This is a genomic window from Streptomyces sp. NBC_01454 (genome assembly GCF_036227565.1).
Classification (GTDB): Bacteria; Actinomycetota; Actinomycetes; order Streptomycetales; family Streptomycetaceae; genus Streptomyces.
The window spans coordinates 3,871,543-3,892,821 of sequence record NZ_CP109460.1; the positions used below are offsets into that span (position 1 = coordinate 3,871,543).

At 72.6% G+C, this 21,279-nt stretch carries 24 protein-coding genes and 1 tRNA gene; 20 read left to right on the plus strand and 5 right to left on the minus strand.

Annotated elements, in window-relative coordinates; genetic code table 11:
- Window positions 1–64: 64 nt before the first annotated feature.
- Window positions 65–155 (minus strand) — tRNA-Ser (locus OIU81_RS17025).
- A gap of 240 nt (window positions 156–395) precedes the next feature.
- Between OIU81_RS17025 and OIU81_RS17030 the strand changes: the two genes are divergently transcribed.
- Both OIU81_RS17030 and OIU81_RS17035 read left to right on the plus strand, forming a co-directional pair.
- Window positions 396–1,001: an SSI family serine proteinase inhibitor gene (locus tag OIU81_RS17030; protein WP_329148747.1), complete on the plus strand. Its 606-nt coding sequence runs from the start codon at window positions 396–398 to the stop codon at window positions 999–1,001.
- A gap of 193 nt (window positions 1,002–1,194) precedes the next feature.
- Window positions 1,195–5,409, plus strand: coding sequence for a PAS domain-containing protein (locus tag OIU81_RS17035; protein WP_329148750.1), 4,215 nt, complete (start codon window positions 1,195–1,197; stop codon window positions 5,407–5,409).
- A gap of 105 nt (window positions 5,410–5,514) precedes the next feature.
- Here OIU81_RS17035 and OIU81_RS17040 read toward each other — a convergent pair whose 3' ends face one another.
- The 4 genes from OIU81_RS17040 to OIU81_RS17055 all read right to left on the minus strand — a co-directional run bounded on the left by OIU81_RS17040 (window position 5,515) and on the right by OIU81_RS17055 (window position 9,679).
- The gene (locus OIU81_RS17040) at window positions 5,515–7,167 is read right to left on the minus strand and encodes a long-chain fatty acid--CoA ligase (protein ID WP_329148752.1); all 1,653 of its coding nucleotides are present in this window, start codon (window positions 7,165–7,167) and stop codon (window positions 5,515–5,517) included.
- Between the two features lie 74 nt (window positions 7,168–7,241).
- Window positions 7,242–8,867 carry a recombinase family protein gene (locus OIU81_RS17045; protein ID WP_329148754.1) on the minus strand — a complete coding sequence of 542 codons (1,626 nt, stop codon included), beginning with the start codon at window positions 8,865–8,867 and terminating at the stop codon, window positions 7,242–7,244.
- Window positions 8,864–9,229 carry a hypothetical protein gene (locus OIU81_RS17050; RefSeq protein WP_329148756.1) on the minus strand — a complete coding sequence of 122 codons (366 nt, stop codon included), beginning with the start codon at window positions 9,227–9,229 and terminating at the stop codon, window positions 8,864–8,866. Before OIU81_RS17050 ends, OIU81_RS17045 begins: the two co-directional genes overlap by 4 nt.
- A gap of 21 nt (window positions 9,230–9,250) precedes the next feature.
- Entirely contained in the window at window positions 9,251–9,679 is a 429-nt protein-coding gene (locus OIU81_RS17055; protein ID WP_329148758.1) for an XRE family transcriptional regulator, read from the minus strand.
- Between the two features lie 477 nt (window positions 9,680–10,156).
- Between OIU81_RS17055 and OIU81_RS17060 the strand changes: the two genes are divergently transcribed.
- The 18 genes from OIU81_RS17060 (at window position 10,157) to OIU81_RS42355 (ending at window position 21,184) form a co-directional block, all read left to right on the plus strand.
- Entirely contained in the window at window positions 10,157–10,351 is a 195-nt protein-coding gene (locus OIU81_RS17060) for a hypothetical protein (protein WP_329148760.1), read from the plus strand.
- A gap of 109 nt (window positions 10,352–10,460) precedes the next feature.
- The gene (locus OIU81_RS17065; RefSeq protein ID WP_329148761.1) at window positions 10,461–10,835 is read left to right on the plus strand and encodes a hypothetical protein; all 375 of its coding nucleotides are present in this window, start codon (window positions 10,461–10,463) and stop codon (window positions 10,833–10,835) included.
- The gene (locus tag OIU81_RS17070; RefSeq protein WP_329148763.1) at window positions 10,832–11,902 is read left to right on the plus strand and encodes an ERF family protein; all 1,071 of its coding nucleotides are present in this window, start codon (window positions 10,832–10,834) and stop codon (window positions 11,900–11,902) included. The genes OIU81_RS17065 and OIU81_RS17070 overlap by 4 nt, the downstream gene beginning before the upstream one ends.
- Entirely contained in the window at window positions 11,899–12,480 is a 582-nt protein-coding gene (locus OIU81_RS17075) for a hypothetical protein (protein WP_329148765.1), read from the plus strand. The genes OIU81_RS17070 and OIU81_RS17075 overlap by 4 nt, the downstream gene beginning before the upstream one ends.
- Window positions 12,477–13,262, plus strand: coding sequence for a DNA methylase (locus OIU81_RS17080; RefSeq protein WP_329148766.1), 786 nt, complete (start codon window positions 12,477–12,479; stop codon window positions 13,260–13,262). The genes OIU81_RS17075 and OIU81_RS17080 overlap by 4 nt, the downstream gene beginning before the upstream one ends.
- Window positions 13,259–13,780, plus strand: a complete 522-nt coding sequence (locus tag OIU81_RS17085; RefSeq protein WP_329148768.1) for a hypothetical protein — start codon at window positions 13,259–13,261, stop codon at window positions 13,778–13,780. The genes OIU81_RS17080 and OIU81_RS17085 overlap by 4 nt, the downstream gene beginning before the upstream one ends.
- A 72-nt stretch (window positions 13,781–13,852) precedes the next feature.
- Window positions 13,853–14,788: a mucin-2 gene (locus OIU81_RS17090; RefSeq protein ID WP_329148770.1), complete on the plus strand. Its 936-nt coding sequence runs from the start codon at window positions 13,853–13,855 to the stop codon at window positions 14,786–14,788.
- A complete protein-coding gene (locus OIU81_RS17095; protein ID WP_329148772.1) occupies window positions 14,785–15,453 on the plus strand; it encodes a zinc finger domain-containing protein in 669 nt (222 codons plus the stop codon). Before OIU81_RS17090 ends, OIU81_RS17095 begins: the two co-directional genes overlap by 4 nt.
- Window positions 15,450–15,617, plus strand: a complete 168-nt coding sequence (locus OIU81_RS17100; RefSeq protein ID WP_329148774.1) for a hypothetical protein — start codon at window positions 15,450–15,452, stop codon at window positions 15,615–15,617. Before OIU81_RS17095 ends, OIU81_RS17100 begins: the two co-directional genes overlap by 4 nt.
- Window positions 15,618–15,744: 127 nt before the next feature.
- Window positions 15,745–16,260 carry an HNH endonuclease signature motif containing protein gene (locus OIU81_RS17105; protein WP_329148776.1) on the plus strand — a complete coding sequence of 172 codons (516 nt, stop codon included), beginning with the start codon at window positions 15,745–15,747 and terminating at the stop codon, window positions 16,258–16,260.
- A gap of 3 nt (window positions 16,261–16,263) precedes the next feature.
- A complete protein-coding gene (locus OIU81_RS17110; protein ID WP_329148779.1) occupies window positions 16,264–16,749 on the plus strand; it encodes a single-stranded DNA-binding protein in 486 nt (161 codons plus the stop codon).
- Window positions 16,750–16,844: 95 nt separating this feature from the next.
- Complete coding sequence (locus OIU81_RS17115) at window positions 16,845–17,255, plus strand: hypothetical protein (protein WP_329148780.1); 411 nt, start codon at window positions 16,845–16,847, stop codon at window positions 17,253–17,255.
- 199 nt (window positions 17,256–17,454) lie between these two features.
- Complete coding sequence (locus tag OIU81_RS17120; RefSeq protein WP_329148781.1) at window positions 17,455–17,766, plus strand: hypothetical protein; 312 nt, start codon at window positions 17,455–17,457, stop codon at window positions 17,764–17,766.
- 40 nt (window positions 17,767–17,806) lie between these two features.
- Window positions 17,807–18,634, plus strand: a complete 828-nt coding sequence (locus OIU81_RS17125) for a hypothetical protein (RefSeq protein ID WP_329148783.1) — start codon at window positions 17,807–17,809, stop codon at window positions 18,632–18,634.
- Between the two features lie 176 nt (window positions 18,635–18,810).
- Window positions 18,811–19,695, plus strand: a complete 885-nt coding sequence (locus OIU81_RS17130; protein WP_329148785.1) for a zinc finger domain-containing protein — start codon at window positions 18,811–18,813, stop codon at window positions 19,693–19,695.
- Window positions 19,696–19,756: 61 nt separating this feature from the next.
- Window positions 19,757–20,566, plus strand: a complete 810-nt coding sequence (locus OIU81_RS17135; protein ID WP_329148787.1) for a hypothetical protein — start codon at window positions 19,757–19,759, stop codon at window positions 20,564–20,566.
- Window positions 20,567–20,648: 82 nt separating this feature from the next.
- The gene (locus OIU81_RS17140; RefSeq protein ID WP_329148789.1) at window positions 20,649–20,816 is read left to right on the plus strand and encodes a hypothetical protein; all 168 of its coding nucleotides are present in this window, start codon (window positions 20,649–20,651) and stop codon (window positions 20,814–20,816) included.
- A gap of 101 nt (window positions 20,817–20,917) precedes the next feature.
- Entirely contained in the window at window positions 20,918–21,184 is a 267-nt protein-coding gene (locus OIU81_RS42355) for a DUF6207 family protein (protein WP_443074149.1), read from the plus strand.
- The last annotated feature ends 95 nt before the right edge of the window (window positions 21,185–21,279 follow it).

Below are 21,279 nucleotides of genomic sequence, written 5' to 3' on the forward strand. Positions count from 1 at the left end.
GAGCCCACACCGGCCAGAAAAGCGGTCGGGCCCCGGTCAAAAAGACCGGGGCCTGAACGAAGAGCGGAGGCGGAGGGATTTGAACCCTCGATGGGGGGTAAACCCCAAACCGCATTAGCAGTGCGGCGCCATAGACCGGACTAGGCGACGCCTCCACACACCCCACGCGCGCAGATGCTCGCTGTGGCGTGTCCAGATGATGGCACAGCTCCAAGGGCTGTCACCAATCGCCCCCTACGGTACTAGGCGCGCGGGCCACCCGGCAAAGACGTTCCTGCGGCGCAACGTCGGGGGCGGCGGCGCGTTAGGAGTGTGGGGCCGTCGCGACGTCGTTGTCGTGCGCCCCCGGCGTGTACGCACCCCGTGCCGCCCCGCACTCGCCTCTGGAGCCTGTGATGCCGCACCACCGGACGTCATCCCTTTTCTCCGCAGTCGTCGGCGCCGCCGCCACGGCCGGCACCCGCCTGGCCGCCACCGCGGCCGCCGTGTCCCTCGTCTCCGCCGCCGCGCCGGCCCTGGCGGGGCCCGCCGCGGCGGCCGCCCCGATCCCGCTGCCGCACCACTGGTCCGGTGCCGGCCTGGTCGGCGCCGGCCACCACGCCGCCGGCCCGCGCACGCCCGGCGGGCCCTCCCTCCCGGCCGGCTACCGGCCGGCGGCGGACCTCGCGGGCGGCGACCACCTCACCGTCACCGTCCACCACTCCGGCTCGGCGCGGACCGACGGCACCTTCGAGCTGTACTGCCACCCCGGCGGCGGCAACCACCCCCACGTCAAGGCCGCCTGCACGAAGCTCGACGGGATGGCGCGGTGGGGCCGGGACCCGTTCGCCCCGGTGCCGCAGGGCGCGAACTGCACGATGATGTACGGCGGGCCGGCCACCGCCCATGTCACCGGAACCTGGGCCGGGCGCCCCGTCAACGCCGATTTCCGGCGCACCAATGGGTGTGAGATCGGCCGCTGGGGCCACTTCGAACCCCTGCTCCCCTCGACCCGTTCATGAACCGGTTCGTACCGTAGTAGCGCGGCAGGTCAGGACGAGGGGCACATGTCGGGCGTGCGGTGAGTCGCACAAGGCCGTGGCATTACCTCCTCGTCATCCGCCTCCGCGTCCCGGGCAAGTGCCCGTAGACTCCATCCCAGCGGTCCGCCACGGTGGATCCGGCAAGGTGCGGTAACAGGGAGGAAGCGTCGTCGTGAGCAGCAGGCCATCCCGAGGCGCTGCTCGCCTCGCAGCCATACTCGACGCCCTCCCCGACGCCCTGTTGCTGGTGAACTGCAACGGCACCGTCGTCAACGCCAACACCATCGCGCTGGAGACCTTCGAGGCGCCGGGCACGGCCCTGGTGGGGCGCGGGCTGCTCGATCTGCTGCCGTCCTTCGACTCCAAGCGGATCCCGGGCTCCATGCGGCGCCTGGACGAGGAGGAGGAGCGCACCCGTACGAAGCCGACGCGGATGGTCGCGCGGCGTACCGACGGGACCGAGCTGCTGGTCGAGGTGACCAGCGCCAATCTTGAGGACGGCCGCACGCCGTACGAGTCCGCCTTCGAGGCCGCGTACGCCGATCACCGCAACGGCTACACGGGCAACGAGCTGCTGATGCTCGTGGTCCGCGATCTGACCGGGACGCTGGACACCGAGACCGAGCTGGCCCGTCAGCAGCGGCAGACCGAGATGATCCTGCGGGCCGCGGCCGAGGGTGTGGTCGGGGTCGACGCCGAGGGCAAGGTCGTGCTCGTCAATCCGTCCGCGGCGCAGATCCTGGGCTACCGGGCGAGTGAGCTGGGCGGCAAGGAGCTGCATCCGCTCATCCACCACTCCCGGACGGACGGCTCGGCGCTGCCGTGGGAGGACACCCCGCTGGCCGACACGCTCAAGTCGGGGCGCAAGCACCGGGTGCGCGGGCAGGCGCTGTGGGCGAAGGACGGGCACGCGGTGTCCGTCGATCTGACCACGGCGCCGGTGCGGGACGGCGATCAGCTCGTCGGCGCGGTCATGACCTTCACCGACCGCCGCGCCTTCGACGCGCTGGCGGCCCGCCACTCGCAGCTGCTGGCGGTGCTCGACCAGGCGCTGCGCGGGCCGTTGGAGGAGCTGAAGGGCGAGCTGGGCACGCTCGCCTCCGACCCGGCCGGACAGCTGTGGCCCGAGGCGAACCAGATCCTGCACCACCTCGCGGCCGGCCACGCGCGGATGACGACGCTGGTGGACAACGTCCTCAGCTTCCAGCGGCTGGACACCGGCAAGGAGAAGCTCAACCGCACCACGGTGTCCATGGACGCGGTGGTCGCGGCGGGCGTGGAGGGCGCGATCGAGCTGATCGGGCCGGGCCGTGCGCAGTTCGCGGTGCATGCGCCGCCGATAGAGGCGACGGTCGACGCGGAGCGGATCGCGCAGGCGCTGTCGCATCTGATCGCGGATGTCGCCGGGGTGGATTCGACGGGCCGGATGCCGGCCGGTGAGCCCGCCATGGGCGGGCGTTCGGGGCCGATCCCGGGCGATTCGACGATCGTGGTGGCGGCGGCCAAGCGCGGTGATGTCGTACGGATCGAGGTGCGCGGGCCGTTCGGCGGCGGCGACCCGGTCCATGAGCCGATCGTGCGCGGCATCGTGCGGCAGCACGGCGGGCTGCTGCAGACCCACGACGTGCCGGGGGCGCCCGGCGCGGGCGGCAGCGCGTATGTGCTGGAGCTGCCGGTGGCGGCGGACGGCGCGGCCCTGGACGCCGCGACGGCCGGGGCGGACCGGGCGCCCGAGCTGACCGGCAACGAGACGACGGTGATGCCGGTGCCGGCCGCGCGTGCGCGGGGCACCCAGGGCGCGGCGGATTCCGCGGCCGGCGAGCGGCCAGCCGATGAGGGCGGCGCGGGCGGTGCCGGCGGCGCGGGCGGCGGGGGCCGCCCCGGTGGTGACGACGGGCCCGGTGGATCGGGTGGCACCGGTGGATCGGGGGGCACCGGTGGGTCCGGGCAGCCGCTCGGGGGCGGCGGTGCGGGGCACGGCGTCGTGCCGGCCCAGGCGGGCGGGGCACAGCCGACCGGTCGCCGGCGGGCCCGGCACTCGGGTGCCGAGCAGGGTGCGCATCCGGGCGGACCGGCCACGGCGAGCGGCCCGCAGGCCGCCGGTCCGCACGGTTCCGTGGGCGACGGCGTCCAGGGCGGGACGGGCTCCGGCGGGACCGACGGCGGCCGGGGCGCCCACCCGCAGCACGGTGACGGTACGAACGGTGCGGGGCTGCCGCCGGGCATGGCGGGCGCCGAGTCCGTGCCGCCGACCGGACGGCGCCGGGCGCGGCAGGGGGCGACGGAGGGCCGCGGCCTGCCCGCGCTGCCCGCGCTGCCCGCCGGTACGAACGCGACGGCGCCGGCGGCCGAGGCGCCCGGCCAGGCCCCGGCGGCGGTTCCGGCGCGCCCGCAGATTCCGGGGCAGGCTCCGGCACCGGATCAGGCCACGGCCCCCGGCCAGGCCCACATTCCCGGTCAGTCCCCGGGCCCGCAGGGGCTCGCACCCGTACCGCAGAACGGCCGGCGGGCGCGCCGGGCGCTGGCCGAGGCGCCCGAGCGTCCCGCGCAGGGCGACGGGGGCCAGGCGGTCGGTGCCCCGCAGGCGTCCGGTGCCCGCACGGCCTTCGCGCTGCCGCCCGCCGCGGCGGACCGGACCCCGCAGTCGTCGCTGCCGGAGCTTGCCGCGGCCGCCGACCAGCTGCCCGGCGGGGGCCCGTCCGACGGCAGCGGCACGGGACGCCGTCGGGCGCGCCGTCCGGTGGCCGGCGGTCCGGAGGCCACGGCGCCCGGTGGGCAGCCGGGCTACGAGCTCGCCGCGGCCGCCAACCCCGCGCCGCCGCAGGGCGACTGGGAGGGCGAGCCGACCGGGAGACGGCGGGCCAGGCGGGCCGCCGCCGAGGAGCGCGCGGCGGCCGCGATGGCCGACTCCGAGTCGTCCGGCACCTTCGTGGCGGGCCCGGAAGGGCTCGTGGCGCAGCCCTCCGAACCGGCCGAGGCGACAGGTACGGCCACCGGCACGGCGGCCGGCATCGACCCGGCGCCGGAGACCGGTACCCCCCAGGCGGCCCACGCGCCCGCCGCCCCCCAGAGCCCGCAGGCCGCCGAGGCCCCCGCCCCCACCGGCCGCCGGCGCGGTCGTCCCAGCCCCGCCGAAGAGGCCGCGGGCCCGGCGGCGGCTGCGCAGGGCGGGCCGGCCGCGGCACCGCACCGTCAGCCGCTGCCGCCCGCCGCCGAGGACGACGGGCACGCCGCGGGGCACTCCCAGGGGCGGGCGTTCAGCGTGCGGACGCTCGGGCAGGGCGTGCCGTTCGCGCAGCAGATCGCCGACCAGCAGCGTCCGCCGGTGCCGCCCGGCGGCACCCCGCCCGGCGGTACGTCCGCCGGTTCGGGCCGCCGCCGCAAGCTCGCCGCGCCGCCGAAGGAGGGTGAGCGGGCGGCCGCCGCCGGGCCCGCGGCGGCCGAGGCGCGGCCGCACCCGGGGCCCCCGCCGCAGCAGGCACCGCAGCAGGCCCAGCACCCGGCCGCCGCCCCGCCGCAGCCGCATCTGCTGGACGCGAGCGAGGGCCGGGCCTTCGCGATCTCCGCGCCCGACGAGGGCAGTGAGGGTCCCGAGCCGCTGGACGGTCCGAACGGCGCCATCGAGGTGATGGACCGTCAGCCGATGCCGAGGGACGACGAGCTGCCGCCGGAGCCGCTGGACAACCCGCGCCGGCTGCTGGTCTGGCCCGCGCCGGACGGCGCCACCCAGCAGGCGCTCAGCGACCGCGGCTACCGCCCGGTGATCGTCAACTCCCGGGAGGAGGTGGACGCCCAGATCGCCGCGTATCCGGCGGCGCTCTTCGTCGACCCGCTGACCGGGCCGATCACCCGCACCGCGCTGCAGTCGCTGCGCCAAGCGGCGGGCGCGGCCAAGGTCCCGGTCCTGGTGACGGCCGGTCTGGGGCAGGCCACCCGGGAGGCCGCGTACGGCGCCGACCCGGCCGTCCTCCTCAAGGCGCTGGCCCCGCGGGACAGCGAGGTGCACCCGCCGCGGGTGCTGCTGATCGAGCAGAACGACGACATCGCGGCGGCGCTGACCGCCTCGCTGGAGCGGCGCGGGATGCAGGTCGGCCGGGCCTCCGCGGATGCCGACGCGGTCACCCTCGCCACGCAGATGCGGCCGAATCTGGTGGTGATGGACCTGATGCAGGTGCGCCGCCGGCGGGCCGGCATCGTCGACTGGCTGCGCGCCAACGGGCTGCTCGACCACACCCCGCTGGTCGTCTACACCTCCGCCGACATGGATCCGGCGCAGCTGCCCCGGCTGGCCGTCGGTGAGACGGTGCTCTTCCTGGCGGAGCGCTCCACGAGCGCCGAGGTCCAGTCCCGGATCGTCGACCTGCTCGCCAAGATCGGCACGAACTGACCGGAGTGAGCGGGGTGCGCGGAGGGAGCGGGGTGAGCGCGGCAGGCGGGCCGGACGCCCACGCCGTGGACGCCCGGCCCCGGAGCAGCGCTCACGGCCGTCGGCTCACGCCAGCAGGGTGACGTCCAGCTGCCCGTCCGCGTACTGCTTGCGCAGCACCTTCTTGTCGAACTTGCCCACGCTCGTCTTGGGCACCGCCGGGATCACCGCCCAGCGCTCCGGCAGCTGCCAGCGCGCGACCCGCTCGCCGAGGAACGCCTTCAGCTCCTCGTAGCCGATGCTCACGCCGTGGTTGAGGACCACCGTCGCCAGCGGCCGCTCGCCCCACTTGTCGTCCGGTACGGCGACCACCGCGGCCTCCGCCACATGCGGGTGTGCCATCAGGTGGTTCTCCAGCTCGACCGAGGAGATCCATTCGCCACCGGACTTGATGACGTCCTTGGCGCGGTCGGTCAGGGTCAGGAAGCCGTTCGGGGTGATGGTGCCGACGTCGCCGGTGCGCAGCCAGCCGTCGGGGCTGAACTTGTCCTCGGGGCGCAGCGGTTCACCCTGCGCGCCGCCGTAGTAGGCACCGGCGATCCAGGGCCCGCGGACCTCCAGTTCGCCGGCGGCCCGGCCGTCCGCGGGGAGCCGTTCACCGTCCGGGCCGATCAGCCGGGCCTCCACGGAGGCGGGGAAACGGCCCTGCGTGGCGCGGTAGGCCCACTCCTCGTCGCCGCTGACCCCGGCCGGCGGGTGCGCGACGCTGCCCAGCGGGGAGGTCTCGGTCATGCCCCAGGCGTGGACGACCCGGATGCCGTGGCGCTCCTCGAAACCGCGCATCAGGGCGGGCGGGCAGGCCGAGCCGCCGATGACAACCGTCCGCAGACAGGCCACGTCCCGCTTCGTGGCGTCGAGTTCGGCGAGCAGGCCCTGCCAGATGGTGGGGACGGCGGCGCCGATGGTGGGCCGTACGGTCGCGATCATCTCGGCGAGCGGCGCGGGCTGCAGGAAGCGGTCCGGCATCAGCAGGGAGGCGCCGGCCATGAACGCGGCGTGCGGCAGGCCCCAGGCGTTGACGTGGAACATCGGCACCACCGGCAGCGTGATGTCGCGTGAGGTGAGGGCGAACGCCTCGGCGGAGTTGACCTGCATCGAGTGCAGGTAGAGCGAACGGTGGCTGTAGAGCACGCCCTTGGGGTCGCCGGTGGTCCCCGAGGTGTAGCAGAGCGCCGCGGCCTCCCGCTCGTCGATCTCCGGCCAGGCGTAGCTCTCCGGTTGCCCGGCGAGCAGCTCCTCGTAGTCGTGCACGCGGACCGTGGCGCCGGCCAGTACGGAGCGGTCGCCGGGGCCGACGACCACGACGTGCTCCACATGGGGCACCTGCCCGAGCAGCGGGGCGAGCAGCGGCAGCAGGCTGCCGTTGACCAGCACGACCCGGTCCTGGGCGTGGTTGATGATCCACACCAATTGCTCGGCGGGCAGCCGCAGGTTGAGGGTGTGCAGCACCGCCCCCATGGAGGGGATCGCGAGGTAGGCCTCCAGGTGCTCGGCGTTGTTCCACATCAACGTCCCCAAAACACTTCCCTCGGTCACTCCGAGTTCGTCGCGTAGGGCGTTGGCGAGCTGGGCTGCGCGGTTGCCGATCTCGGCGAATGTGCGGCGATGGGGCTCAGGCTCGCCGGTCCATGTCGTCACGGTTGCCTGTCCGTGGACGGTGCGGCCGTGCTCAAGAATCCGGCTGATCAGAAGTGGTACATCTTGCATCGTGCTATACACAGATCCTCCTGAGAGCGCCGTCGCCACTTCGCGACCAGTGGGAAGATTCTGCGCACATACCACACGGTATGTCACTACCTCTCGGTAGCGTCGGGCTGCTTTCGGTCGCGCCACGGGTCCGGTTCCCACACTGGGTGTATGTGGATCTCGTGACTTTCGGCCCCGGGACCGTGACGCACGATGGCGACACGGCGTATGAGTTTCCGCAGCAGGTTGTTTCTCTCGCGGGTGTCGAGGGTCGGCCACTCCTCGACCGTGCCCACGATCAGGGGTACGAACTCCTTCCGTTCCGGTATGGGGTCCACTTCGGGGATGCTGTCGAGTAGTGCCTGTGCCTCGGCCCGCTTCTTGCGGATGAGGTCGGCGGCCTCCTCGTACTCTCCTGGGCCGTAGTCATCCGGGTTGGCTGCACGGTCGGCGCGGAGCCGGGCGAGGGCCTGGCGCTGCATCTCAACCTCGGCCTGTGCGCGGGCACGGGCGGCCGTGTTGGCGGCTCGCTCGTCCGCGAGGCTCCGTTCGGGGGCGTGCTCGGCCGCGGGGGCGTTGTCGATTCCCGCCGCCGCCTCGCGCTTGAGCCACTTTCTGACTTCTGCCTCAACCTCGGTGCGCTGGATGAGGATTCCGTCGCACGCGAGCGCTCCCGACTTGGCGCGCTTGCTGCATCGGTAGGCGAACCCTGGAACGTTCTTGCCTTCGCGGGACGCGCTGTTGAGGCTGGTTCCGAGGCGGCAGCCGGCGCACTTGCACAGGCTAGTCAGTTCGTAGATGCCGGTCCGTGAGCGGGGCGTGGTCGCCTTCACCTCTTTTCGTCGTTGCAGGTATGCCTGCCACAGGTGGAAGTCGATCAGTTCCTCGTGCGCGCCCTGGATGAAGATGTGGTTTTTGCAGGCCCCGTCGGTCTTGCGGCATCGGCACTCGGGGTTGTGCACGGTGAGGAGTCCGGCGGCAAAGCCGCTGTCCATGTACCGGGCCAGGGTTTCTGTGCTCCACAGGCTTCCTTGCGTGGTGCGGTGCCCGGCGCGGTTCAGCTTCCCGCACAGGAGGCTGAATCCGAACCCGGCGACGTAGTCGCGGTACAGGTCGGCGATGACCGGCCCTGTGGTGGGGTCGGGTTCGTACCGCTCTTTCTGGATCTTGCCCGTGGCGGGGTCGTAGCGGCGGTGCCAGATGTACCCGAACCGCCGTCGGCCGTGCGCGGGCAAGTGGAGCTTGTAGCGGCGGTGGTCGTGGGTCTCCTTCCACTGCTCCCCGGCGCGGTCGCTCTCGAACGCCGCGAACTCAAGGATCATGCCTCGCTGGAAACGGCCGATGGCGGTCGAGGCGTCGACCGGTTCGGTTGCCGAGTCCAGCTCGCCGCCGGCCTGCTGGAGTCTGGCGAGGTTGATCGCGTTGCCGGTGCGGTCACGGCCGAACCGGGAGTATCGCCAGACGGCGACGCCGCGTACCTCGCCGGCCTCCACGCGCTCGATGCACTGCATGATCTTGCGTTTGAAGTGTCGACCGGACACGTCGAGGTCTTCAATCCACCCGACGATGCGGCGGCCGGTGCGGCGCGCCCATTGGGTGATTGCGTCTCGCTGTAGTTCCGGGCTGATCTTTTCTTCTTTCCACGTGGATACGCGGATGTAAGCGAGCCACGGCTCGCCGTCCTCGTCGGTCGGTGAGCCACGGAATGTGGCTGGTGCGTCTAAAAGGGTCACTGTGCCTTCCGTTCGGGTCGGTCGTTGGCGTTCGGGCGCAGTGTGATCACGTTGCCCGTGGCCTGCTCGGTCTCGGTGGGGTGGCCTCCGTTCGGGGGTGCCGCATGCTGGTCGAGTAGGCCGCGGGCGACGTGATCGAGGGCACGGCGGTAGCCGGCGTTGTCTGCTTCGGCGAGCTGTTCGGCGGTGACGCGGTGCGCGTTGTGCACGGTGTGAGCAATGAGCGGCGGCATGCCGATGAGGGTTAGGAAGATCCCTCGCCGCATCGTGTCGTTGTTGCCGCTGAGCAGGCCGGAGGCGCCCATCACGATTCCTGCGCCGAGTAGAGCGAGGGTGAGTCCGGGCAGGAGTCGGCTGATCACTGTGCCTCCGTGGCGTTGGTTCTATGCGAGGCGGCCCTCGTCATTGCCGGGGGGTGGCTGGCGTTGCAGGGTTTGGGTCATCGAGATGAAGACGCGCCGTGCCTGGTCGTCTTCGATGCCGAGTTCGGTCGCGGCCTGCTCGGGTGTGATGCGGCGGGCGCCTAGCTCTGGCTGGCGTACGGCCTTAAGTTCGTCCTCGTCGAGGATGCCGGCGCGTACGAGTACGTCGCTAAGTGGCAGGTGTAGAGCCTCGGCGAGTAGGGCGAGGACGCGGGTGTCTGTGGCGCCGTGGCCGCCCAGCATGCGGCTGACGGTTGCGCCGCTGATCTTTGAGTCTTTGGCGAACTTGCCTTGTCCGCCGCCGCGGGGGCCGAGGTCGTAATTGCGGCTTGTGAGTTGATCTCGGAGCCACTTGGCGAACTGCTCCGGCGTTCTGCTTGTTCGTTCCATGGATGGAACATACCGCGCGCGAATAATTGCGAGCACGCCAGGTTCCGGCCACGCGTGGCCAGTGTTCGCCTCATGGCCGGATTCCCCCTCCTCTTGGCCGATCTGTGACTGATTCTGAACGCCCGTCACTCCGATGTCAACGCATAAGAAACCGGACACGCGGTATGTTCTCCGCCACGTGCACACCCTCGCTGAAATTCGATCGCAGATTCGATCACCGTGCTAGCGTTCCAGCCCTGGAAGAAAGCGATCCAAGCCTGGAAGGATGTTTCTCGTGTACGACCGCGCCGCCTTCATCGCAGCCGCTCAGGGCGCAGGGGACCACTCCCCCTCAGACACAGCCAGGCGCTTACAGGTGGCACGAAACACGGCATGGCGCCTATGGAACGGCCACACCGCCCCATCTGCCGCACTGGCCGCCGCAGTTGAGCGCCACTACGGCATAACGGCCGGAGATCTTATGCAGCGGACGGCCGCATGAACAGCGACGTGACCCCCCGCGGGCAGGCGTTCGCCAACGCACGCCGAGTCCTCGACGCCGCACGCCAGCGGCGCGACCGCGACCGCGCCGCGGGGCGCCTCGCCCCCGAGGTCGAACTCATCTTGCGCCGCCTTGAGCGCCAGCAGCGCACCGCGCCGCCCCCAGCCGCCGAGCGCCGCACCGCGGCATGAATCCGCGGGCCCCAACACACCGTCCACGCGTGGACCGTCCGCGTGTGGACGGAGCACGGCCCACGATTCCCGCCCGCTGGGCCCCCTTCACGATCGAGGAGGCGCGCCGGTGATCCGCCCCCAGTTGTCCGCCGATGGCCTCGCCGTCCGTCTGCCGATCGCCGCCCGCGTCGAGCAGCTGCTCGACGGCCTCGCCCTCGCGTACGCCGAGGACGCCGACGCCGTCGGGCGCCTGCTCACCACCCACGGCGCGAACGTCGTCCGCCTCGATCACGCCGTCGTGTGCGAGGACATGCCCGAGTACGAACGGGCGATGCGCGCCGCCGCCGCCGACGGGAGCCGCGAGGCCCTGCTCGCCGAGGCGCCGGTCGCCGACGACCTCGACGACCGGCTCGACCCCGATACGGCGATCACCCTTGCCGGCCGCCTTACCCGCCTCGCCGCTCACATCCGCCACCGCACGAACCGGAGCCCGCGCCCGTGACCGTCACCACCCTGCCCACCGCCCAGGCCGCCGCCGAGCGCATAGGCGCCACGGTGCGCGCCATCGCACAGACCGAAATCACCTACGTGCCGGCCCCCGCGGGCGGGCCCACCGACGCCCCGCGCATCTTCGCTGTGATCAACGCCGTAATGCGCGACACCATGCCCGTCAGCAAGGACAAGGAGAACCAGCAGCAGCGGTACAAGTTCCGCGGAGTCGATGACGCCATGTCCGCCATGGCCGGCCCGATGCGGACTCACGGGCTGTTCATCCTGCCGAGCATCGCCGACCGCACGTCGGAACGCCGCGGCGAGAAGATGACGCACGTCGTGATCCAGATGCGGTACCACGTCTACGGGCCCGCAGGTGACTGCCTGATCGCGGACGTGCCGGGCGAGGCATCCGATTTCGCCGACAAGGCCACCAACAAGGCCCAGAGCGCCGCCCTTAAGTACCTCCTGTTCACCCTGTTCATGATCCCCGTGGACGGGCGCAGCATCGACGACGGCGACCGCGACCACCCCATCGAGCCGCCCGAGCACCGCGCCGAGCACGCCCAGCGCCAGCAGCGCCGCGGGCAGCAGCGCCAGCAGGGCAGGCAGCAGCCGCGCCGCGGCAACCGCGCCGAACCCGGCCCATGGGAGCAGCAGGCGCCCGGCCAGCAGCAGCGCCCCGCGGGCCCGCGCCGCGACTACGTCGCCGAGGCCAAGCAGGCACCGACCCCCGAGGCGTTCGCGAAGGTGCGCGCCGACGCTGTCGCCGCGGGGGCCCCCGACGACTTCCTCGCCGGCCTCGACCAGGTCGCCGCGCAGAAGCGGGCAGCCGCCCAAACGCCGCAGCAGGCCCCGGCCGAGCAGCAGACGACCGCGGCGACCGTCGACGAGGAGCGCGCCGCATCGCTCGCCGCGTACTACGACGCCGCGCAGGCCGCCGGCCTCGACGGGAAGGCCGAGGCCGACCAGACGTTCGCCAATCGCTACCAGTGCCAGCCGTCCGAGGGCACCCTCGACCAGCTGCGCACGCTGCGCGACGACCTGCTCGACGCCGCGAAGGGGGCGCCCGCATGACCGCCGCACAGCAGCCTGAGCAGCCGGTCGAGTCTCTGCGCGACCTCGCCCAGCAAGAGGCCGTGTTGAAGCTGCTCGCCGAGCGTGTGGCCGCCGCACAGAAGGACGTGAAGAAGCGCGTACAGGCCGCACTCGACACCGCCGAGAAGCGCGACGGAACCGAGCGCGTCGGGGCGTACCTCCCCAACGGCGAGCAGGTCGCCACCATCTCACTCCGCAAGGGCGAGACCGGCCCCGTTGTCACCGACGAGGAAGCCCTCGCCCGATGGGTCCGGCAGATGTGGCCCGACGAGGAGTGGACCGAAACCCGCATCGTGCGCAGGGTCAAGCCATGGAAACTCGCCGAACTGCTCGGCGAGATAGGCGCCGCGGGCGTCGCGAAGCTGGTCGACAAGGCCACGGGTGAAGTCCTCGACGTGCCAGGCGTGACGATCAAGCCCACGCGCGCGCGGACGCACGCGATCACGTGGCGCAACGGCGGACGGGACGCCACGGCCGACGCATGGCGAACAGGCGCCCTGTCCGCGCAGCTTGCGGCGATCACCGCGGGCGACCAGGCCGAGGGCAAGGCAGCATGACCGCCGCCACCCTCGACCGGCCGCGGGTCGAGCAGGTACCCGGACAGCTGGACCACTCCCAGGCATCGAGCCGGACCGGCTACCCGCTCCCGGCCCGTCCCTGGAACGGCCTCACGGTCCTCGACTGTTGCTGTTGCGCGGGCGGCGCCGGCATGGGGTACTACCTCGCCGGTTACGACGTGGTCGGCGTCGACATCATCGACCGGCCCCGCTACCCGTTCCCGTTCATCAAGGGCGACGCCGTCGAATACGTCCTCGCGCACGGGCACGAGTACGACCTCATTCACGCGTCGTGGCCGTGCCAGCGGTACACCGCGCTGACCAAGGGCACGAACCGGCGCCGCGGGAAGGTGTACCCGGACCTGATCGCCCCCGGCCGCGAGGCCATGCTCGCCACGGGCCGCCCGTACGTGATCGAGAACGTACCGGGCGCCCCGCTCCGGCCCGATCTCACCCTGTGCGGTACGCAGTTCGGCCGCCCGTTCCTCCGTCATCGCGTGTTCGAGGTTCACGGTTGGTTTGCCATGCAGCCGCAGCACCAACCACACCGGGACCGTGTGCGTGGCTACCGGCACGGCGTGCGCTACGACGGCGGGTATCTGCCGATCTACGGCGACGGAGGCGACAAGGCCACCGTCCCGGAGATTCAAGCCGCGTTCGGCATGCCGTGGACGGACGTGCGCGAGGAGCTGACCGAGGCCATACCGCCGGCGTATACGCAGTTCATTGGTGACCTCGCCGCCGAGCAGATTCTCGCCGAGCGGTTGGGGGTGGCCGCATGACGATCGCCACTGTCCCGACCGGCCTCGCGAAGGCTTTCGCCGCCCGTACGCGCGCCATCGATGGCGGACACCGTGAGTGGACCGGCCGGCCCGCGTCCGGGGGCGGGCACTTTCGCCACCAGGGCCGCGACTACACCGCCGCACGGGCCGCGTTCATCCTGCGGACCGGCCGCGAGCCGGTCGGCACCGTCCGCCCCGTGTGTGACCGGCCCCAGTGCTGCGACCCCGCCCACGTCGACGACCAGGCCGCACGCCAGCGCGACCGCGCCGCCCTCGCCGCCGTCACGGGCATGAGCCACCGGCCGCCGTCATGCGACCACGACCAGGCCGAGCACGGCCGCCACCGGGCCAACGGCAAGCGGTACTGCAACGCGTGCAACAACCCGCCGCGCCCGGCGGCGAGTTGCGGACACGGCAACCCACAGTGCGGCGCCCAGCCGGCCCGCCTCTACCCGTGCGGGCCCAGGTGCGAGGAGCACCAGCCCGCCCGCACCCGCCCCTACTACTCCGCCGCCTGACGGGCCCCGGGTCGAGACGAGCCGACCAGCCCCTCGCCCCGGGCGCCGCACCCTTGTAAGGAGCCAGCCGCCTTGTCTTGGTTCAAGGTCGACGACACCACGCATGCCCACCCCAAGGTTCTGCGTGCTGGAAACGCGGCCCTCGGCCTGTGGGTCCGTGCGGGCGCCTACGCCGCCCAGCACCTCACCGAGGGCGTAATCCCCGCAGTGGTCGCCCAGCTGTACGGCACCGCCCCCCAGGCCCGGAAGCTGGTCACCGTCGGTATGTGGCACGCCCACGGCCACGCATGCCCCCAGTGCCCGCAGCCGCCCGCCGGCGATTACGTCATGCACGACTACCTCACCTACAACCCGACCCGGGCCCGCGTCGAGGACGACCGCGCCAAGGCCGCCGCACGCCAGCAGCGGGCCCGCGAGAAGGCCGCCGAGCAACGGAACCAGGAGCGTAATCCGCTCGATTCGTCGCCGAATCAAGGGCGAATCGACGACGATCCGTCGACGGAAAACCGTGAAAGCCCCACGAATCGAAGCGCGTTTGGCGATGACATCGCAGGTCAGGGCGCCCCGTCACACGGTGACACCCCGCACCCGTCACGGTCCCCCCGACCCGACCCGACCCCTAGTACCTCCTACGGAGGTACTAACCCCCCTGCCCCCCACGACCGCCCGGGTACGGCAGGCCCGGCCGAGCAGCTGCTCGCCCGATGGTGGGAGACCTACGGCCGCCGGACCGCCCAGAGCCGGAGCGCCATCGGCCGCGCCATCGCCGCCGCCCTCGCCAACGGCCTCGATCCCGACGCCCTGTGGCCCGCCCTCGCCCGCCTCGGCGATCTGTCCAAGCCCGTCACCGGCGGAACGCTGCAATTCGCCCTCGCCGAGCTGCGCAAGCCGACCCGGGGCGCCGACGTGATCCCCCTCACTGCCGCCCGCCCCTCGACCACCGATCAGCGCGTCGCCGCGGGAATGGACCTCGCCGCCCGACTGCGCGCCCAGGAGGAGCCCGCATGACCCCCGCCGACGCCGCTGAACTGCTCACCCTCGCCGCCGCTTTCGACCGTCGCACCGTCGGCGAGGCCGACGCCCGCGCATGGGCCGCCGCCCTCAACGCGATGCCCCTCGACGACGACGCCCGCGCCGCCGTCGCCCGCCACTACGCCGAGACCGACCGATGGATCACCCCCGCGCACGTCCGCCAGCAGCGCGCGAAGATCCGGGCCGAGCGCATTGAGCGGGCGAACGTGTTCGACGACGGCCGGCCCGACGAGACGCCCGCCCAGTACCTCGCCCGCCGCCGCGCCCTCACGGCCGCCGTTGCCGACGGCCGCCTCGATACGCAGACCGCGACGCAGGCCGTCGGCCTCGCCCCCTCGACCGCGCCGCGCGCCCTTACCGGCGGGCCCGCGCCCGAGGTCGCCGAACGCCTCGCCGCGCTCGGCCGCCGCATACCCGACGCTGTCGCCGACGAGCTGCGCCCGTACCGGCCCGTCCGGGCCGAGCGTGAATCCCTCGCCGCCCACGGTGAGCCCGACCCGCTCGACGTGCCGTGCACGCACCCACCGTGCCGCGCCCCCGCCGAACAGCCGTGCCGCAACATCCACCGCGCCCCGCGCGCCATCCCCCACCCGACCCGCCTCGACCGCGCCGCCCTCGACGACCACCAGGCCGCCGCATGATGCCCGCCGCCGCCCTCGCCGTCATCGAGGCCGCCGTCGAGAACGCACAACGCCGCGGCCTCGACAGCCCCCAGGACATGGCCGAGCACGTCGTCGGCGAACTGGTCGCCCACGGCTGGACGATCGCCGTCGCCGACCAGGACAACCGCCCCGCAGCCGCGTAACCACAGGCAGGGGCCCGAAATCTCTGGACCAAGGGCCACCCTCGCGCGCTATCTTCCATCCATGGATGGTCAATGACCATCACTGGAAGGACATTCAGGCCGACTACATCCCGCAGGAGGTACACCCATGGACCGGAAGACACCCGCCCAGCGGTTCGCCGCCAAGGTCGACACGACCGGACCGCTTCCGCTCATCCGCGGAGTCCTCGGCCCCTGCCACCTGTGGACCGGCAGCCTCAACAACAAGGGCTACGGCACCTTTTGGGCCCACGGCCACACCGTCAAAGCCCACCGCTACGCCTACGAGCATGCCCACGGCCCGATACCCGACGGCCTCGAAATCGACCACCGATGCCGGCGCCGGAACTGCGTCGCGCTGCACCACCTCGACGCCGTGACCCACCGCGTCAACATCCTTCGATCGGCAAACCACGTCGCCGCCCGCGCCGCCGTGACGCACTGCCCTACCGGCCACCCCTACGACGACGCCAACACCTACCGGGCGCCGAACGGAACCCGGAAGTGCCGCACGTGCAAGAACGCGCGCAGCCGAGCCGCCCGCGCCGCCAAGCGTGCCCCGCAGCTCGCCACCGTCGAGGCCATCCACCCCCACACCGACCACACCCTCGAAAGGGCCGCGTAACCCATGAGTGGCGAGACCACATTCACCATGACCGGCAACGTCGTGAACGACCCGGAACTCAGGTTCACCCCGTCGGGCGCCGCCGTCGCCAACCTCCGCGTAGCCAGCACGCCGCGGAAGTTCAACCGGCAGACCAACCAATTCGAGGACGGCGAGCCCCTGTTCCTCGGCGTCGCCGTATGGCGCCAGCAGGCCGAGAACGTCGCCGAGTCCATCACCCGCGGCATGCGCGTAATCGTCGTCGGCCGCCTCACCCAGCGCCAGTACGAGGACCGCGAAGGCAAGACCCGTTCCTCGTACGAAATCCAGGCCGACGAGGTCGCCCCCTCCCTGCTCCGTGCAACCGCCGTCGTCACCAAGGCCACCAGCAACCCCCAGGGCGCCCCACAGCAGCACCAGCAGCACCAGCAGCACCAGGGATACGGCTACGACCAGCAGCCCGCCGCGGACCCGTGGGCAACCCAGCAAAGCGACGAACCCCCGTTCTAAGCAGGCCCCGCGATCGGCCGCGCGACCGGTCGCGGGCCCGCCCGCGCGCGCGAGCCGCGCCTCGCCCTAGACCCGAGACAGGAGCCACACACCCCATGACCCGCACCCCCTCCGCCTCGCACCGCCCGGCCGGTCTCGACGCCCTGCTCGACCACGTCGCCGCCAACGTCGAGACCCCGGAGCAGCAGCCCGCCCCGGATTGGGTCGACGAAGTTCGGTCGGCCCTCGCGTTCAACGAGTCCGCCAGTCACCCGGCTGTCATCACGCTGCGCGATGTCCTGCTCGACGACGCCCCGCGCACCCCCGAGCAGGCCCTCGCCGCCGCCCTCATCCTGCTCGCCGCGCACACTCGCGAACTCGCCCGCCTCGCCGAGCAGGAGACCGAGGAGAGCCGCGAGCGGTACGGCGTGACCCGCAGTTCGCGCGGCCTGCTCACCGGCATGAGCAACGTTCGCAAGCTGCTCGACCGCCACGCGATCAGCCTCGACGACCAGGCCGGCAAGTGAGCGGCGCAGCGTGGGCAACTCTCGCCCTGGTCGCCGCATCCAGTGTGTTCCTCGCCCTGTTGGTGTGCCTCCCTGGCCCCCTCGCCGGCCGCCGTACCCGGGCCCGCGCCGACCGCGCCCTGTTGCGCCTTGCGGGGCGTTGCCCGAGCGGCTGCACCACATGCCGCGCACTGACCGACCGCACCGAGGAGACCCACCCGTGAGCCGCCGCCGCACCCGGGCCGACCGCACCCAGGGCGCCGCCGCGCGCGACGCCCGCCGCGAGTCCCTGTTCGTCCTGCTCGCCCGCGTACAGCGGGGCGCACCGCTCACAGCGGCCGAGGCCGGCCTACTGCGCGCCCACGTCGAGGCCGAACTCGCCGAGGGCGACCAGGCCCGCCGCGCCGCCGCCGGGCAAGCCGCTGCCGTCCGCAGGGAGCAGCAGCGCACGCGCGCCGCCGAGGACGCCATCGCCGAGGCTGAGCAGGACCGCGAGCGCGCCCTCGCCGCACTGCGCGACGCCCGGCCCTGACCAGCACCGCCCGCACTACAGGAAGGGAGCCGCGCCCGTCATGACGACCGCCCTCGACCTCACCCGCTCACCCCTCGCCCGCCGCGTCGAGGATGACCTCGCCGCCGTACGCGAACAGTGGGGCGACCTGCTCGCCGCCATCGCCCGCCCGCCGGCCGCGGAGTGGCCGCCGCGTGAGCGCCGCGGATTCCTCGACCAGCTCGCCGCCGACGACCACACCGAGGATGACGAGCAGGTGGTCGAGCCCGTCGTCGGCCGCCTTCCGCTCACCATCCGCGAGCACCCCGCCCCGCTCAACCTCGACGCCCTCGACGCTGCGATCGAGGTCGAGCGCGAGTTGTTCGGCCTCGCCGACCGCGTCGCCGCCCAGGTACAACGCCCCATCCGAACGGCGCGCGACGACCGCGGCCGATTCATCACCGACCAGGCCGACGCGACCGACCCCGCACGGTGGCACTACCAGGCGCCCACCTCGCCCGGATCACGCACGTACGGCCTGCACTGGGCAGCTGTGTGGATAGCCGGCCGCGCCCTCGCCGAGGACGACGCCGACGGCCTGTTCGAGCCCCTGCCCGCCCGCCTGCTCGACGAGGTCGCCGCGCACGCAGGCACCGCCCGCCGCACGGTCGAGCGCGCCCTCGGCCGCGACGGACGCACGACCGACCTCGCCGAACCCTGCCCCTGGTGCGGCGGACAGCTCACCGGCCACACCCGCCCCGGGGGCGAGCCTGTGCTCACCTGCTCGACCGGAGAGGCGTGCGAGGCACCCGTCGACCTCGACAACCGGCGCCGCCGAGCGTGGCGAGGCGCCGATCTGGTCGGCCTGTGGGTCGCCCTCGACACCCGCCGGCAAGGCGCCGAGGCGTAGCCCATCCCGAGGCAACAGGCAGAGGGGGCACCGGAGTTGACGGGGCCCCCTCATGCAATGAACCGAGTTCACTGATCCTTGTGTACTCAGTTCTCACTGCGCTACGGTGAGGTTCTGCCGGACTCCACCCGGCCGCCGGACTCCACCCGGCACCACCGACCAAGGGAGCAACCCCCATGGACATCGAGATTTGGGCCACCACCCAGAGCTACGGCCTGTTTCACGCGTTCGACGATGAGGGCCGCGCACTCTGCCGCCGCACCATCCGACCCCGCTCGACGTTCCGCATCACCCGCGAGAAGATCGCCGACTACCCGCTCACCACCCCGTGCGAGCGCTGCACGAAGAAGGCCGACGCCCTGGTAACCGAGGCCAAGGCCGCCGAGCAGGGCGCCCCTGAGGGCGAGCAGGCCACCACCTACGCCGCGCGCGGCGCCGTCCTCAAGACGACCGGCCACTATCGCCGCCCCGGTACCCGTGACCTGTTCTGCGGGCGCCCCGCCGGCGGGCGTAACGGCATCTTCGCGAACGTGAGCGGGTGGCACCTGTGCGCACGTTGCGTCACGGCCGAGGCCCGCGACCGCGCCGAGGCCGCGGTCGTTGCCGACACGCACCTCGCTGCCCCCGTCGAGGACGACGACCAGGCCGTCACCCTCGAAGACCTCGCCGACGCCGTCATCTGCCCCGAATGTCACGTCGCCGCGGGCGTCCGTTGCATCACCCGCGCCGGCAAGCCTGCCCGCGAGCCGCACGGCCGCCGTTTCGAGGCAATGGAGCAGGCCGCCGGCATCACGCAGCACCGCGCCACCGCTCGCCGCGAGGCACAGGCCCGCGGCTATACGTCGACCGGCCTCGACCACAAGGCCGAACAGGCCCTACTGACCGCCTACGCCGCCCGCATCAACGCCTGCGCCCAGGTCGACGACGAACAGCGCCTCGCCGCCGCCCTGGTCACCGAGGCCGACGCCACCGACGGAACGTGGCAGGGCGCATGGATCGGGCAGGACGCCGACGCGACCCTGTTCGAGCGCCCGGCCGATCAGGGCGCGTTGTTCAGCTGACCACCGCCCGGCCCGCCCTCGACCGAGGGCGGGCCCCGAACCACCAGCAGGAGCAGCACCCATGGACGCCACCGAACAGCCCGACGAGCCCACCACCGCGCATTACACCCGCGCGGACGCGAGCAAGTTCCCCACGACCCCGGCCGGCCAACAGGCATCGATCGAGGGCATGGTCGCCGCCATGGGTGGCACCGAGGCAACGCGCATCCACAACCGCCGGATGCTCGCCGAGCGCCGCGCCCAGGAGCAGACCGAGGGCACGGCCATGGGTCGATTCCAGGCGCATCTACTGGCCGAGTTGACCCGGTACGAGGAGGAGCGCGAAGCCGAGCGGCGCCAGTACGAGGCCGCCGAGGGGACCGCCCTCGACCTGCTCGCCGAGGGTTTCCGCAAGGCGAGGAGCACCGCGGAGCGCCACGACCTCGCCGAGCAGGTCGGTTCGTCCCTGCCGCTCGCAGAGGCAGGCGTCATCCGCCGCGTGGCGAAGGCCCTTGAGGCGTCCATGTCGGGCGTAGTGGTCGATGCCAGGGTCGACGGGTGGACGGCGAAGGAGATCGCCGCGGAACTCGATCTCACACCGTCGTACGTCTACCGGATGCTGCGCGACTACCCGTGGGAAGCCCAATGGGTCCTGTATGTCCAGCCGGACGGATGGACATCCGGCAGCGACGACGAGCCGTGGCAGCGCATCGCCGACGGGATCGAGGAGAGCGCCGGCGAGACGGCCGACGAGGTCGCCCGCCGCATCCTCGACGAACGCCTCGACGACGACCTCGCGACCAAGTGCGTGCGCGTCGCAGTCTGGCGCGCGGGCGACGGCCTCGACCTCGGCGACGCCCGCGGCGATGTCGAGCGCGACCCCAACGAGTAAGCCCCCCAACAACAGCGCGGGCCCGCACGCGGCGACTCCACCGCCGGACGGGCCCGACTAACCACATGGGAGCAACCCCCACATGGCCGATAGCAACCCTACCCAGCAGCCGCCCCAACCCTCGAACCTCCCGCCCGCCGTCGGGCGGTCACTGTCCGTGCGCATCCTCGACGAGGGCATGTACGACGACCTCGCCGTCATCATGCGAACGGGGTGCGACGCTTCCGCCGCCGTCCGACAGGCGCCGTAGGGCCGGACACGAGAGCGTCGTACGTGCGTGTGTGATATCCGCTCGTGTGAATTCCCGGCGTCCGGCGAACCACCGCGGCCGGGCCGCGCGTGCCCGACGACATGACCGACACCGCACCATGGGCCGGCCCCGGCATTGTCCGCGTGGACATCACCGCCGCCGACCTCGCCACGGCCCGCGCCGCAGCCGCCCGCATCGCGTCTCTGTGGGAGTCGACGGGAGGTGACCGCGGACAGCTCGCAGAGGAGGGCACCCGCGCGAGCTTGTACGCCGACATCACCCGCCGACCGTCGCCGCGCCGAACGCTGGCAGTCCGTCGCCCGCACGTAAGGATGCGCATTGCGCACCGTTACCGTTCCGTGATCTAATGGGCCGCGTCTTCGGCGTGCCCAGAATCGGCCGCCGATGCCCCCGAACGCCCCGTCGCTCTCCCCCGTGCGGCGGGGCGTTCGCATGTCCACCG

Excerpts from the sequence above, each read along its gene's own strand:
- OIU81_RS17030 (WP_329148747.1), top strand. The coding sequence starts at position 396 with ATGCCGCACCACCGGACGTCATCCCTTTTCTCCGCAGTCGTCGGCGCC.
- OIU81_RS17055 (WP_329148758.1), bottom strand. The coding sequence starts at position 9,679 with ATGGAACGAACAAGCAGAACGCCGGAGCAGTTCGCCAAGTGGCTCCGA.
- OIU81_RS17060 (WP_329148760.1), top strand. The coding sequence starts at position 10,157 with ATGAACAGCGACGTGACCCCCCGCGGGCAGGCGTTCGCCAACGCACGC.
- OIU81_RS17075 (WP_329148765.1), top strand. The coding sequence starts at position 11,899 with ATGACCGCCGCACAGCAGCCTGAGCAGCCGGTCGAGTCTCTGCGCGAC.
- OIU81_RS17080 (WP_329148766.1), top strand. The coding sequence starts at position 12,477 with ATGACCGCCGCCACCCTCGACCGGCCGCGGGTCGAGCAGGTACCCGGA.
- OIU81_RS17085 (WP_329148768.1), top strand. The coding sequence starts at position 13,259 with ATGACGATCGCCACTGTCCCGACCGGCCTCGCGAAGGCTTTCGCCGCC.
- OIU81_RS17095 (WP_329148772.1), top strand. The coding sequence starts at position 14,785 with ATGACCCCCGCCGACGCCGCTGAACTGCTCACCCTCGCCGCCGCTTTC.
- OIU81_RS17100 (WP_329148774.1), top strand. The coding sequence starts at position 15,450 with ATGATGCCCGCCGCCGCCCTCGCCGTCATCGAGGCCGCCGTCGAGAAC.
- OIU81_RS17105 (WP_329148776.1), top strand. The coding sequence starts at position 15,745 with ATGGACCGGAAGACACCCGCCCAGCGGTTCGCCGCCAAGGTCGACACG.
- OIU81_RS17110 (WP_329148779.1), top strand. The coding sequence starts at position 16,264 with ATGAGTGGCGAGACCACATTCACCATGACCGGCAACGTCGTGAACGAC.
- OIU81_RS17115 (WP_329148780.1), top strand. The coding sequence starts at position 16,845 with ATGACCCGCACCCCCTCCGCCTCGCACCGCCCGGCCGGTCTCGACGCC.
- OIU81_RS17125 (WP_329148783.1), top strand. The coding sequence starts at position 17,807 with ATGACGACCGCCCTCGACCTCACCCGCTCACCCCTCGCCCGCCGCGTC.
- OIU81_RS17130 (WP_329148785.1), top strand. The coding sequence starts at position 18,811 with ATGGACATCGAGATTTGGGCCACCACCCAGAGCTACGGCCTGTTTCAC.
- OIU81_RS17135 (WP_329148787.1), top strand. The coding sequence starts at position 19,757 with ATGGACGCCACCGAACAGCCCGACGAGCCCACCACCGCGCATTACACC.
- OIU81_RS17140 (WP_329148789.1), top strand. The coding sequence starts at position 20,649 with ATGGCCGATAGCAACCCTACCCAGCAGCCGCCCCAACCCTCGAACCTC.
- OIU81_RS42355 (WP_443074149.1), top strand. The coding sequence starts at position 20,918 with ATGACCGACACCGCACCATGGGCCGGCCCCGGCATTGTCCGCGTGGAC.